This is a genomic window from Variovorax rhizosphaerae, assembly GCF_037889975.1.
Classification (GTDB): domain Bacteria; phylum Pseudomonadota; class Gammaproteobacteria; order Burkholderiales; family Burkholderiaceae_C; genus Variovorax; species Variovorax rhizosphaerae.
Genome location: NZ_JBBKZT010000001.1, coordinates 128,950 through 142,247 on the forward strand (window position 1 = coordinate 128,950; position 13,298 = coordinate 142,247).

Sequence of the window (13,298 nt, forward strand, 5' to 3'; positions counted from 1 at the left end):
TGCCGCGAATATCAGCTTCTGGATATCAGCTCCCCGTTTTGTGTGGCGTCAGAGATTGGGCGCCAACAGGCGCTCGAGTTCGGCCTCGCTGGCCTGGCGCCGCTGCGCCTGGTCCACCAGCTGGTCATGGCCGATCTTGCCGACATTGAAATACGTCGCGTCCGGATGCGCAAGATAAAAGCCGCTCACGCTGGCCGCCGGCAGCATGGCCAGGCTCTCGGTCACGCTCATGCCGATATCGTTGCATTGCAGCAGGTCGAACATCGGCGCCTTGACGCTGTGGTCCGGGCAGGCCGGGTAGCCGGGTGCGGGGCGGATCCCGCGGTACTTCTCGCGGATCATGTCGTCGTTGCTGAGCGCCTCGCCGCTTGCGTAGCCCCAGAGGTCGGTGCGCACGCGGTGGTGCATGGCTTCGGCGAAGGCTTCGGCCAGGCGATCGGCCAGCGCCTTCAACATGATGGCGGAGTAATCGTCGAGGTCGTCGATGAAGTACTTCTCCTTCTTCTCGACACCCAGGCCGGCGGTCACCGCGAACATGCCGACGTAGTCCTTGATGCCGCTGTCCTTGGGCGCGACGAAGTCGGCGAGGCAGCGGCTCGGGCGCATCACGCCGTCGATCATCTGCTTCTCGGTCTGCTGGCGCATGCCGTACCAGGTCAGCGCGACTTCGGTGCGCGACTCGTCCGTGTAGAGCACGATGTCGTCGTCGTTCACCGTGTTGGCCGGCCAAAAGCCGATCACGCCGCTCGCCGACAGCCATCGGCCTTCGATGAGGCGTTGCAGCATGCGCTTGGCATCCGCGTAGACGCGCACGGCCTCGGTGCCGACCACTTCGTCCTTGAGGATCGCGGGGAAGGGCCCGGCCAGGTCCCAGGTCTGGAAGAAGGGGCCCCAGTCGATGTACTTGGCCAATTCGGTCAGGTCGAAGTTCTTGAACACGCGGCGGCCGATGAACTTGGGCACGGTCGGCGTGAACGCGGACCAGTCGACCGGCGTCTTGTTGGCACGCGCCTTGGGCAAGGACCACATGGGCACCTGCTTCTTGTTGGCATGCTGGTGGCGGACCTTGTCGTAGTCGGCGTTGAGTTCGCCGACGAACTTGTCGGCCTGTTCGCTGAGCAGCGACTGCGCCACGCTCACGCTGCGCGAGGCATCGGGCACGTAGACCACGGGGCCTTCGTAGTGCGGCGCGATCTTCACGGCCGTGTGCACGCGACTGGTGGTGGCGCCGCCGATCATCAGCGGGATCTTCTTGATGCGGAAGTGGTCGTCCTTCTGCATCTCGCCGGCGACGTATTGCATCTCTTCAAGCGATGGCGTGATGAGGCCGGAGAGCCCCACGATGTCCGCGCCCTCGACCTTGGCCCGCGCCAGGATCTCGTGGCACGGGACCATCACGCCCATGTTCACCACCTCGAAGTTGTTGCACTGGAGCACGACGGTCACGATGTTCTTGCCGATGTCGTGCACGTCGCCCTTCACCGTGGCGATGATGATCTTGCCCTTGGTGCGCACGTCGCGGCCGGCCGCTTCGTCGCGCTTCTTTTCTTCCTCGATGTAGGGGATGAGGTGGGCCACGGCCTGCTTCATCACGCGGGCGGACTTGACCACTTGCGGCAGGAACATCTTGCCCTGGCCGAACAGGTCGCCCACGATGTTCATGCCGTCCATCAGCGGGCCTTCGATGACGTGCAGCGGACGGCCACCCTTGGCGACGATCGCCTGGTAGGCCTCCTCGGTGTCCTCGACGATGAAGTCGGTGATGCCGTGCACCAGCGCGTGGCTGAGCCTTTGGCCGACAGTCTGCGGCGCCTCGGGCGTGCCGCGCCATTCGAGCTTCTTGCTCTCGTCCTTGGCGCCGCTCTTGGCAGTCTCCGCCACTTCGACGAGGCGCTCGCCCGCATCGGGCCGACGATTCAGGATCACGTCCTCCACGCGCTCGCGCAACGTCGGCTCCAGGTCGTCGTACACGCCGACCATGCCCGCGTTGACGATGCCCATGTCCATGCCCGCCTTGATCGCGTGGTACAGGAACACCGTGTGGATCGCTTCGCGCACCGGGTCGTTGCCGCGGAAGCTGAAGCTCACGTTCGACACCCCGCCCGACACCTTCGCGCCCGGCAGGTTCTGCTTGATCCAGCGCGTCGCCTCGATGAAGTCGACCGCGTAGTTGTTGTGCTCCTCGATGCCCGTGGCCACCGCGAAGATGTTCGGGTCGAAGATGATGTCTTCGGGCGGGAAGTCGATCTCGTCCACGAGGATGCGGTACGCCCGCTCGCAGATCTCGATCTTGCGCTCGTAGGTATCGGCCTGGCCCTTCTCGTCAAAGGCCATCACGACGGCAGCGGCGCCATAGCGGCGCAGCAACTTGGCATGGTGCTTGAACTGCTCCACGCCCTCCTTCATCGAGATCGAGTTGACGATGCCCTTGCCCTGGATGCAGCGCAGGCCGGCCTCGATCACTTCCCACTTTGAGCTGTCCACCATGATCGGCACGCGCGCGATGTCGGGCTCGCTGGCGATCAGGTTCAGGAAGCGCACCATCGCGGCCTTGCTGTCGAGCATGGCCTCGTCCATGTTGATGTCGATGACCTGCGCGCCGTTCTCGACCTGCTGCCGCGCGACGGCCAGCGCGTCCTCGTACTGGCCGTTCAGGATCATCCGCGCGAAGGCCTTGGAGCCGGTGACGTTGGTGCGCTCGCCGACGTTGACGAAGAGCGAGCCCTCGCCGATGGCCACCGGCTCGAGGCCGGACAGCAGCATGGGGGGAACGTGGACTGGATCTGTGGAGGACATGGCACTCACCTGTGTGAATCGGGTCAGCAGGTGAGCGTCGTTGCGAATGAGACCTGGGGAATCCCAAGCCTGACAGCCCGGCGCGCGGGGTGCACGCGGTGCACTCGGCGCAAGGGTTGTTGCAACGCTCCTTGGGAGCGCGCGATTTTAAGCGGTTTGCGCCTGGCGACCCAGCGCCGAGGTCGGCAGGCCGAAGATGCGGTCGAAGCCCCAGTTGAACGCGAAGGTGTAGACCAGGAAGTAGACCGACAGCACCAGGTCCATCACGAACGCCTCCCACAGCGACACGCCGAGCCACCACGCCACCAAGGGCGCCAGCAACGCGATCAGGCCGCCTTCGAAGCCAATGGCATGCGCGACGCGCCGCTTGATGCTGCGCCCGGACGTGGTCTGGCGCGACTCCCAGCGCTCGAAACCCAGGGTGAAGAAGAAGTTCCAGGCCAGCGCCACGGCCGACATCGACATCGCCAGCGGCCCGGAACTGGCCAGGTGCTCGCCGGACATCCAGCTCAGCCCGATGCTCGAGCTCACGATGGCCAAGCCCTCGTAGAGACTGAAATAGACGACTTTGCGCTGGATGCCTTGCATGATGAAACTGCCGCTTGGTTGATTGGAGTGGCTCGACTTTATTGGAGTATTTCTGATATAAAAAGTCATCTTCTTTCAATTTCATTGATAGATCATGGCCTTCACCAGCGAGAGCGTCGAAGTCTTCCTGGCGGTGCTCGACAAGGGCTCGTTCTCAGCGGCGGCCCGGGCGCTGGGGCGGGTGCCGTCGGCGGTCAGCATGGCGGTCGCCCAACTGGAAGCCGAACTTGATTTGCCGCTGTTCGACCGCAGCGGCCGGGAGCCCAAGCCGACCGAGGCGGCACGCTCGCTGGAGCCGCAGGCGCGATTGCTTGCGGCGCAACTCAAGGCGCTGCAGGTGCAGGCTCTGGGGCTCACGCAAGGGCTGGAGAACCGGCTGACGCTGGCCATCGCACCCGAACTGCTGTCCGCGCCCTGGAGCGCGGCGCTGGCGACGCTGGCGCAGGAACATCCCTTGCTCGAAGTCGAGGTGCTGGCCGCGCCGCAGGCCGACGCGCTGGAGATGCTGCACCTCGGCCGCGCGCAACTTGCGCTGGTCTTCGAGCGGCCGAGCATCGACGGGCGCGAAGGCTTCCAGGAGGTGGCGAGCGAAGTCCTGGTCGCGGTGATCGCGCCGACGCACCCGGTCTATGTCGCAGCCGGCAGCCGGCTCGGCGAGCAGCACCTGGTCAACACGCGGCAGGTGGTGGTGGCAGGCCGCGACCTGGCCTCGCGCGACCCGCGCTTCGTCTTCGCGAGGCACACCTGGCGCACCGACAACGCACTGGCCGCGCTGAGCCTGATCACGGCCGGGCTCGGCTGGGGCTGGCTGCCGCGCACCTTCGCGCAGCCGCATGTCGCGACCGGCGCGCTCGTCGAGATCGTGTTCGACAACCTGTCGAACGGGCTGGACCTGTGGGTCGACGTGGTGTGGTCGCGCGAACGGCCGCTTGGGCTGGGGGCGCAGCGCTTCATCGCGCTGATCCAGAAGGCGGGCAAGGACGCTGCGGCACCGGTGGTCTGAAAGGCCGAGGTTCCGCCGCCGAGTGCGCTCAGGCGACTGGCAGTGCAAGCGCCCCGGTGTGGCCCGCATCCGACTTTGCGATCCAACGCGGAACTGCGTTGAATTGCCGTGCCGTCCTGTAGCGAATGGCGTTGAAATTGCCGTGCCCTCCTACCGCGCTGGCTGCGGCGCTCCGCCTTGTCTGCGCTTGATCGCGAGGTGGTGTCAGCGCGGGCCGCCTGGCCCGCCACCCCCGTGGCCGCCGCCGTGGTGGCCGCCACTGCCACCATGACCACCGCCATGGCCTCCCCCTCCATGCCCCGGCGGGCCGCCATGCGGGCGGTCCGGGCCGGGCGGGCGCGGGCCCGGCGGACGATGGTGGTCGCCACCGCCGCCCGGTCCCGGGTGCGGCGGCCGGTAGCCCGGGTCGCGTGGCGGCCCGTAGCCTGGGCCCGGGTGCGGACGGTAATCTGGCCGCGGCCCGTAGCCCGGACCGGGAGGACGCACCGGCGGCACGAAGCCCGGCCCCGGTGGCCGGGGTTGCCAGCCCGCATGCGGAGGCGGCATCGGACGCCAGCCGGGCACGGGCGGCGGGGGCGGACGACCGCCCCACCAGCGTGGCTCGCTGTACCAGGGCCGGTCGCGGTAGTAGTTGCCCCAGTAGTTGCCGATGCTGAAGGCGACGATCGGCACGCCGATCACCGCGCCGTAGCCCGCCAGCGGCACGTAGCCGCCGCCGTAGGGGTAGTCGAGCCGCGTCGCCGCGGCCCAGCCGCGCAAGCCGTCGGGCAGGACGATGTCGCACCAGCCATAACCGCCCGTGCATCCCATGACCTGCACCGACTGGCCCGGCGCCAGCCGCGCAATCGATGGGTATTGGGACGACGGGCCGGCGCGGAGGTTGACCGATCCGCGAGTGAAGGCCTGCTGGGCGGATGCCGCCATCGGCAGCGCCAACGCGAGGGCGCCAATGCCGATCCAGCGTTGGCCGAACGTGAAGCTCATGGGTGCTGTTCCTTTTTCGGTCAGGGTAGGCGTCGATCAACAAATGTCAATCGGCACCCCGCCTTGACCCGACAACGCTCCGGCTGTCGGCTGCGTGCACGAAGCTCACACGCAGCAATGCGGCTTTACGCCTGCTTCACAACAACGCGCGATGGGCGCGCCTTCAGGCCGTGGCGTCGGCAGGCTCGCGATAGAAGTGCAGTGCGCGTGCCTTCTGTGGCGACACCGCACGGCCGATCGCCGCGATGTGGTCCGGCGTGGTGCCGCAACAGCCGCCGACGATGTTGACCAGCCCTTCGGCCGCGAAGTCGTGCAGCAGCCGCGAGGTGTCGGCCGGCGTCTCGTCGAAGCCGGTGTCGCTCATCGGATTGGGCAGGCCGGCGTTGGGATAGCAGCTGATGAAGGTGTCGCCCGCGACCTTCGACAGCTCCTGGATGTAGGGCCGCATCAGCGCCGCGCCGAGTGCGCAGTTCAGGCCGATGGCCAACGGCTGCGCATGGCGCACGCTGTGCCAGAAGGCGGTGACGGTCTGGCCGCTGAGGATGCGGCCCGAGGCATCGGTGACGGTGCCGCTGATGATGAGCGGCAGGCGATGGCCCGAGCTGTCGAAGTACTCGTCGACCGCGAACAGCGCGGCCTTGGCATTGAGTGTGTCGAAGATGGTCTCGACCAGGATCACGTCGGCGCCGCCTTCGACCAGCGCTTCGGTCTGCTCGTAGTAGGCGGCGCGCAGTGATTCGAAGTCGACGTTGCGCGCGCCGGGGTCGTTCACGTCGGGGCTGATGCTGGCGGTCTTGGGCGTCGGGCCGAGGGCGCCGGCGACGAAGCGGGGCTTGTCGGGCGTGCTGAACTTGTCGCAGGCGGCGCGGGCGAGCTTGGCGGATTCGAGGTTCATCTCGCGTGCCAGGTGGGCCATCTTGTAGTCCTCCTGCGCGATGGTGGTGGCGCCGAAGGTGTTGGTCTCGATGAGGTCGGCACCGGCCGCGAGGTAGCCCTCGTGGATGTCGCGGATCACGTCGGGGCGGGTGAGGGAGAGCAGCTCGTTGTTGCCCTTCACGTCGCGCTCGAAGTCCTTGAAGCGCTCGCCCCGGTACTGCGCCTCGGTGAGCTTGAAGCGCTGGATCATCGTGCCCATGGCGCCGTCGAGGATGGCGATGCGCTGGGCGAGGATGGCGGGCAGTTGCTGGGCGCGGGTGTAGGCGATGGGCTTCATGGGGGTCGATTGTAGAAAGCCGACCTTGGTCGGCGTAAACAAGGTCCATTTGTCGAAGAGTTCTCACACCGAAAGGGGCAGCGTCAGCCCGGCATTCAGCCGCACCGATCGATACACATCAGTTGCGCAACAATCGGCTTGGCAAGACAGCCAACAGCGGCGTCGGCCTCACAACAAGCCATCAGGGAGAAAATTTTGCGAAATATTGGAATCATTTCTACGCTTGCAACCGTCGCGCTTTTGAGCGGCTGTGCGCAACAGGTGAAGCAAGGCAATCAGACGCTTGGTTCCACCAGTAATCCTCAACAATCCAGCGGTCCTGTGATTGGCTCACCACAGCCAAGTCAGGCGCAGCTTGCAGCTATTGATGCAACTTTGACAGCGCCGATGAGCGACAAAAGTATTGCGGAAGCGCGTAGAGAGGCCGCCCCCAACATTTCGAAGGTCCTCAGGATCATGTCTTGTTCACCGCGGGGCGAATTGCCCAACAGGTACCTCAACTCGTTGGCGGACCCGGGGACCAATCTCATGAACCATGTGGCGCCGGCCATCGGTATGCAATACCACCCCAAGGGTCAGTGCCTGACGGTAACTAGGCTAGATGGATGGCGCATGAAAGCGAAAAATGCGTTCTACTTTCGCGCTGTTTACAGTTCGGATGCAAGCGGCGAAAGTTCCACTCGCGGTTACTCCTTTATCAAACAACCCGATGGCCTTTGGTTGCTTGGACCCGAATACTGAATTGCGAGAACTGAGGCGGGCTTTGTGCGGCGACTGGCCGCTGCTTGCAGCGGCCGCTCAGCGCCCCTCGACAAACCCCAACACCGCCTCCACCATCCGCCGCACATGCGGCTGCACCTTCGCAGCCACTTCCGGCAGGTAGTCGAAGGGCAATTGCTCCTGCATGTAGCTCGACTGCGTCATCTCCAGTTGCACTGCGTGGATGCCGCGCGACGGGTCGCCGTATTGGCGCGTGATGTAGCCGCCCTTGAAGCGGCCGTTGAGTACGCCGGTGAAGCCGGGGGCCGATGTCGCGATGCCTTGGAGCGTCTGCGCCAATGACGGATCGCAGCTGGCGCCGTTCGCCGTACCGAGGTTCAGGTCGGGCAGCTTGCCGTCGAAGAAGCGCGGCAGCACGGAACGGATCGAATGCGCATCCCACAGCGCGATGGTGCCGTGCGCGGCCTTGAGGCGGGCCAGCTCGGTCTGCAACTGCGTGTGGTACGGGCGCCAGATCGCGTCGCGTCGCGCGGCGATCTCCATCTTGCCGGGCAGGTCGCTGGCCGAATAGATCGGCGTCTTGTCGAAGGTGTCGACGGGGCACAGGCCGGTGGTGTCCTGGCCGGGGTAGAGGTTCTGGTCGTCGGGTGGGCGGTTCACGTCGATGACGTAGCGCGAGTGCGTGGCGACCAATACCGAGGCGCCGAGTTCGTCGGCGAAGTCGTAGAGGCGCTCCAGGTGCCAGTCGGTGTCGGGCACGTGGCGCGCTTCGGCGGTGAAACGGCTGGCCAGTGCCAGCGGGACATGCGTGCCGACATGCGGCATCGAGATCAGCAAAGGGCGCGTGCCCTGGCGGAAGCGGAACGGTGGCTCGGTGGTCGTGAACAGGCTCATGGGTGGTTCGATAGCAGTTGGCTGCGTGCGGCGACGAAGCCCGCCGCGGCGCTGTCGTGGAGCATATGCCGTCCCGACTGCACGCGTTGCACGCCGGCCACCCATGCGGCGTCGATGGCGCTGGTGCGGTGGCTGGCGAAGACGTGTGAGGACAGCATGTCGCCGGCGCTGAGTCCGGCGAGCGCGGGATGGTTCGCGTCGAGCGCGATGAAATCCGCCTGCTGGCCGACTGCGAGGCCCGCGACAGCGCGGCCTGAGGCTTGCGCACCGCCCTGCACGGCCGCCAGCGTCATCGAGGTGGCGACCTGCGGGTGTGCTGCGGTGGCTGCGACGTTGCGTTGCCGTGTGCCCAGCCGTTGGCTGTATTCGAGCATCAGCAACTCCTCGGCCGCATTCACGCAGATGTGGCTGTCGGAGCCGAGGCCCCAGGCGCCTTGCCATCGCGGCAGGTCGAAGATGCCGTCGCCGAGGTTGGCTTCGGTGGTGGGGCAGAGGCCGGCGATGGCGCCGCTGGCTGCGGCGCGGCGGTATTCGTCGGCGTCCATGTGCGTGGCGTGGACGAGGCACCAGCGGGCATCGACTTCCGCATGGTCGAGCAGCCAGGAGACGGGGCGCTGGCCGCTCCAGGCGATGCAGTCGTCGACCTCCTTCGTCTGCTCGGCGATGTGGATGTGAATGGGCGCAGAAGCGTCGATGGCGCTCAGGCCCGCGAGGGCTTCACGCAGGCCTTCGGGCGGCACGGCGCGCAGCGAATGCGGGGCGAGGCCAAGGCGCGCGCCCTGTTCGTCGCATGCGGGCTTGAGCCGTTCAAGCAGGCGCAGCATCGAATCGGTCGAACGGATGAAGCGCTTCTGTCCATCGTTCGGTGGCAGGCCGCCGAAGCCACTGGTCTGGTAGAGCACCGGCAGCAAGGTCAGGCCGATTCCGGCACGCTGTGCGGCACGCAGCAACGCGTGCGCGAGCGTGGCGTCGTCGGCATACGGACGGCCGTCGACATCGTGGTGCACGTAGTGGAACTCGCAGACCGAGGTGTAACCCGCTTCGATCATCTCGACGTACAGGCTCAACGCGATGGCTTCGAGTTGCGCGGGATCGAGGCGCGAGGCGAAGCGGTACATCAGCGTGCGCCAGCTCCAGAAGCTGTCTTGCGCTTCGCCGCGGAATTCCGTGAGGCCCGCGATGGCGCGCTGAAAAGCATGCGAGTGCAGGTTGGGCATGCCGGGGATGACGGGGCCCGTGGCGACAGGTGTGCCGGACGGCGCATCTGCGTCGGACTGGACGTGCGTGAGCTGGCCTGATTCATTCCATTGCAGCAGCACGTTCACGTGCCAGCCCGCTGGCAGCAAGACGTCCTTGGCGAAGAGTTGGCGTGTGGTCACAGGCTGCCCTCGGCAATACAGCCCTGGCGCACGACGGCACGCACCGGACGTTGACCGAACCAGTAGGCCAGTTCGGCGGCATCGCGCAGGTTCCACAGCACGAAGTTGGCGGGCCGGCCGACCGCCAGTTCGCCGTGCGTGTCTTGCAGGCCCAGCGCACGCGCGGCGTGGCGGGTGATGCCGTCGATGGCTTCGGGCACGGTGAGGCGAAACAGGGTGCACGCCATGTTCGCCATCAACAGCAGGCTCAGCGCGGGCGAGGTGCCGGGGTTGTGATCGGTCGAGACCGCCATCGGCACGCCAGCGGCGCGCAGGGCCTCGATGGGTGGAAGCTTGGTGTCGCGCAGCGTGTAGTACGCGCCGGGCAGCAACACGGCGACCGTGCCGGACTTGCGCATCGCGTCGATGCCCTCTTGCGAGAGGTGTTCGATGTGGTCACACGACAGTGCTCCGTAGCGCGCCGCGAGCGCGGCGCCGCCCATGTCGGAGAGTTGTTCGGCGTGCAGCTTGACCGGGATGCCCAGCGCCTGCGCGGCCTTGAAGACGCGCTCGGTTTCTTCGAGGGAAAAGGCGATCCGTTCGCAGAACACGTCGACGGCGTCGACCAGGCCTTCTTGCGCGAGCGCGGGCAGCATCTCGTTGCAGACCAAGTCGATGTAGTCGCTGCTGCGGCCGGCGTATTCCGGCGGCAAGGCGTGGGCACCGAGGAATGTGGTGCGCACCGTCACACCATGCGCCTCGCCGAGTCGGCGGGCCACGCGCAACTGCTTGCGCTCGTGTTCGAGCGAGAGGCCGTAGCCGGACTTGATCTCGATGGCGCAGACGCCTTCGGCCAGCAAGCTTCGAAGACGAACGGATGCGCTGGCGAACAGTTCGTCCTCGCTGGCCTCGCGGGTGGCGCGCACGCTGGAGACGATGCCGCCGCCGGCCTTGGCGACTTCTTCGTAGGTCGCGCCGGCCAGGCGCATCGCGAATTCGTTGGCGCGGTGGCCGCCGTAGACGAGGTGGGTGTGGCAGTCGACGAGGCCCGCTGTGACGAGGGCATGGCCGCCGTCATGGACTGGCAGGCCTGCGAAGTCCGCAGGCAGTGCGGCGCGTTCGCCGATCCAGCGGATGACGCCTTGCGCCACCACGATCGCAGTGTCGATGCCGGCCATGTCGCGCAGGCAGGTCCACAGGCCGTCGGCAGAGGGAAGCGAGTCGAACTGTTTGTTCATTGGATTCAGCTTTGGTTCGAAAGGTGCGACCAGCGCACCACCACGAGTCTTGCGTTGGTCGTCACAGGTTCGAGCACCCATGCGAGAGGGCTCTGCGCCCACCACAGGCCTTCGTCTTCCTGCAGCGTCTCATCACCCGCTCGCCATTGGCCGACGAGGCACAACAGCAGACCATCGCGGGCGGCGTCGAGCGATTGCGGGCCACGGATCACTCGCACATCGGCGGCGCATGTTGCCCGCCGGCTCATGACATTGAAGTCGCTCGACACACCGCCGAGCAAGGTGCAATCGATTGCCGCGTCACCGCTGAACACGAAGGGCTCGCGCGGTGTGTCGAGGCGATGGTCGATGCCCTCTTTCGATTGCAGGTGAACGCCATCGCCCCCCAGCAACATGATCGTGCGATCCACCCCCGCGAAGACTGAGAAAGGTCCGCTTGCGGCAATCGTCGCGATGCTCACGCGCCATTCGAAATGCTCGATGCCTGCGCCTGGCGGCCAGCAGGCGATCTCGCGCGTGGTGCCGCCGCCGTTCTTCCACGGGCTGGCGGGCAGGCTGGCGAGGGTGAATCGATGCGGCGCGGTCATTGGGCTTTACTCCCTCTCCCACTGGGAGAGGGTTGGGGTGAGGGCTCGCAGCCTTGGACGAGGGCACGGCATATTCCACCGCCGCATGCCCTCACCCTGCCCTCTCCCGGAGGGAGAGAGGAAAGACGCAGAGTCACTTGACCATCGGGAGCTTGAGACCTTGCTTCTTTGCCGTCTCGATGGCCTTGTCGTAGCCCGCATCGGCATGACGCATCACACCCGACCCACAGTCATTGACCAGCACACGCGCCAGACGCTCCGCCGCCGCATCGGTGCCGTCGGCCACGATCACCATGCCCGAGTGCTGCGAGTAGCCCATGCCCACGCCACCGCCGTGGTGCAGGCTCACCCACGTCGCGCCACCCGAAGTGTTGAGCAGCGCATTCAGCAGCGGCCAGTCGCTCACCGCGTCGGTGCCGTCCTTCATGCTTTCCGTTTCGCGGTTCGGGCTGGCGACGGAGCCGGTGTCCAGGTGGTCGCGACCGATGACGATCGGGCCCTTCAGCTCGCCGTTCTTCACCATCTCGTTGAAGGCCAGGCCGGCCTTGTCGCGCTCGCCCAGGCCGAGCCAGCAGATGCGTGCCGGCAGGCCCTGGAAGCTGATACGTTCGCGCGCCATGTCGAGCCAGCGGTGCGTGTGCTTGTTCTCGGGGAACAGCTCCTTGATCTTCTGGTCAGTCTTGTAGATGTCTTCCGGATCACCCGACAACGCCACCCAGCGGAACGGGCCCTTGCCTTCGCAGAAGAGGGGCCGGATGTACGCGGGCACGAAGCCGGGGAAGTCGAAGGCGTTCTTCACGCCTTCGTCGAACGCGACCTGGCGGATGTTGTTGCCGTAGTCGACAGTCGGGATGCCCATGGACTGGAAGTCGAGCATGGCCTGCACGTGCACGGCGCAGGACTTGGCGGCTGCGGCGGTCAGCGCGGCGTGCTGCGACGGGTCCTTCATCGCGGCTTGCCATTGCGGCACGGTCCAGCCGCTGGGCAGGTAGCCGTTGATGAGGTCATGCGCCGAGGTCTGGTCGGTGACGAGGTCGGGCTTGATGCCGCCGGCCTTCGCGCGCTTCACCAGCTCCGGCAGGATGTCCGCGGCATTGCCCAGCAGCGCGATCGACACCGCTTCCTTCGCGGCCGTGTGTTGCGCGATGAGTTCCAGCGCGTGATCGATGTCGCGGGCCTGCTTGTCGACATAGCGGGTGCGCAGGCGGAAGTCGATGCTCGACTGCTGGCATTCGATGTTGAGGGACACGGCACCGGCCAGCGTGGCTGCCAACGGTTGCGCGCCGCCCATGCCACCCAGGCCGGCCGTCAGGATCCATTTGCCTGCGAGGCTGTTGTTGTAGTGCTGGCGACCCGCTTCGACGAAGGTCTCGAAGGTGCCCTGCACGATGCCCTGGCTGCCGATGTAGATCCAGCTGCCGGCCGTCATCTGGCCATACATGAACAGGCCCTTCTGGTCCAGCTCGTTGAAGTGCTCCCAGTTGGCCCATTTGGGCACGAGGTTGGAATTGGCCAGCAGCACGCGCGGGGCGTTGGCATGCGTCTTGAACACGCCAACCGGCTTGCCCGACTGGATCAGCAGCGTCTCGTCGTCGTTGAGTTCCTTCAGCGACGCGAGGATCTGGTCGAAGCATTCCCAGTCGCGCGCCGCACGGCCGATGCCGCCGTAAACCACGAGGTCTTGCGGACGCTCGGCCACTTCGGGGTCGAGGTTGTTCTGCAGCATGCGGAAGGCGGCTTCGGTGAGCCAGCTCTTGCAGCTCAGTTCGCTGCCGCGCGGTGCGCGGATCACGCGGGTGGGGTCATGGCGCGGGTCGCTCAGCGCTGCGGTCTTGGCGAGGAACTTGTCGGGTGCGTTCATGGTGTTGTCCTTGGAAGAAGTCTGGATGTCGATGTGGCAACGATTGCGTGTGTGGC

The 13,298-nt window shown here is 66.2% G+C and carries 11 protein-coding genes and 1 riboswitch; of the genes, 2 read left to right on the plus strand and 9 right to left on the minus strand.

The window, feature by feature from the left end; genetic code table 11:
- Positions 1–48: 48 nt before the first annotated feature.
- Both metH and WKW82_RS00530 read right to left on the minus strand, forming a co-directional pair.
- Complete coding sequence (gene metH / locus WKW82_RS00525; RefSeq protein ID WP_340340300.1) at positions 49–2,796, minus strand: methionine synthase; 2,748 nt, start codon at positions 2,794–2,796, stop codon at positions 49–51.
- Positions 2,797–2,821: 25 nt separating this feature from the next.
- A riboswitch (S-adenosyl-L-homocysteine riboswitch) is annotated at positions 2,822–2,935 on the minus strand.
- A gap of 8 nt (positions 2,936–2,943) precedes the next feature.
- Complete coding sequence (locus WKW82_RS00530; RefSeq protein WP_340340301.1) at positions 2,944–3,384, minus strand: PACE efflux transporter; 441 nt, start codon at positions 3,382–3,384, stop codon at positions 2,944–2,946.
- Between the two features lie 94 nt (positions 3,385–3,478).
- Between WKW82_RS00530 and WKW82_RS00535 the strand changes: the two genes are divergently transcribed.
- The gene (locus WKW82_RS00535) at positions 3,479–4,387 is read left to right on the plus strand and encodes a LysR family transcriptional regulator (RefSeq protein WP_340340302.1); all 909 of its coding nucleotides are present in this window, start codon (positions 3,479–3,481) and stop codon (positions 4,385–4,387) included.
- A gap of 204 nt (positions 4,388–4,591) precedes the next feature.
- Here WKW82_RS00535 and WKW82_RS00540 read toward each other — a convergent pair whose 3' ends face one another.
- Both WKW82_RS00540 and WKW82_RS00545 read right to left on the minus strand, forming a co-directional pair.
- Complete coding sequence (locus WKW82_RS00540) at positions 4,592–5,371, minus strand: SH3 domain-containing protein (RefSeq protein WP_340340303.1); 780 nt, start codon at positions 5,369–5,371, stop codon at positions 4,592–4,594.
- Positions 5,372–5,534: 163 nt separating this feature from the next.
- On the minus strand, positions 5,535–6,584 hold the full coding sequence (locus WKW82_RS00545) for a homocysteine S-methyltransferase family protein (protein WP_340340304.1): 1,050 nt from the start codon (positions 6,582–6,584) through the stop codon (positions 5,535–5,537).
- A 138-nt stretch (positions 6,585–6,722) separates the two neighbouring features.
- Between WKW82_RS00545 and WKW82_RS00550 the strand changes: the two genes are divergently transcribed.
- Positions 6,723–7,325, plus strand: a complete 603-nt coding sequence (locus tag WKW82_RS00550; protein ID WP_340340305.1) for a hypothetical protein — start codon at positions 6,723–6,725, stop codon at positions 7,323–7,325.
- Between the two features lie 57 nt (positions 7,326–7,382).
- Here the strand turns inward: WKW82_RS00550 and hutG are convergent, their stop codons facing one another.
- The 5 genes from hutG to hutU all read right to left on the minus strand — a co-directional run bounded on the left by hutG (position 7,383) and on the right by hutU (position 13,242).
- Complete coding sequence (gene hutG, locus WKW82_RS00555; RefSeq protein ID WP_340340306.1) at positions 7,383–8,198, minus strand: N-formylglutamate deformylase; 816 nt, start codon at positions 8,196–8,198, stop codon at positions 7,383–7,385.
- A complete protein-coding gene (locus WKW82_RS00560; protein ID WP_340340307.1) occupies positions 8,195–9,577 on the minus strand; it encodes a formimidoylglutamate deiminase in 1,383 nt (460 codons plus the stop codon). The genes hutG and WKW82_RS00560 overlap by 4 nt, the downstream gene beginning before the upstream one ends.
- Positions 9,574–10,794 (minus strand): imidazolonepropionase, encoded by a 1,221-nt coding sequence (gene hutI, locus WKW82_RS00565; RefSeq protein ID WP_340340308.1) that lies wholly within the window; start codon positions 10,792–10,794, stop codon positions 9,574–9,576. Before hutI ends, WKW82_RS00560 begins: the two co-directional genes overlap by 4 nt.
- 5 nt (positions 10,795–10,799) lie before the next feature.
- Positions 10,800–11,381: a HutD/Ves family protein gene (locus WKW82_RS00570; protein ID WP_340340309.1), complete on the minus strand. Its 582-nt coding sequence runs from the start codon at positions 11,379–11,381 to the stop codon at positions 10,800–10,802.
- A 133-nt stretch (positions 11,382–11,514) separates the two neighbouring features.
- Entirely contained in the window at positions 11,515–13,242 is a 1,728-nt protein-coding gene (gene hutU / locus WKW82_RS00575; protein WP_340340310.1) for a urocanate hydratase, read from the minus strand.
- Positions 13,243–13,298 lie beyond the last annotated feature (56 nt).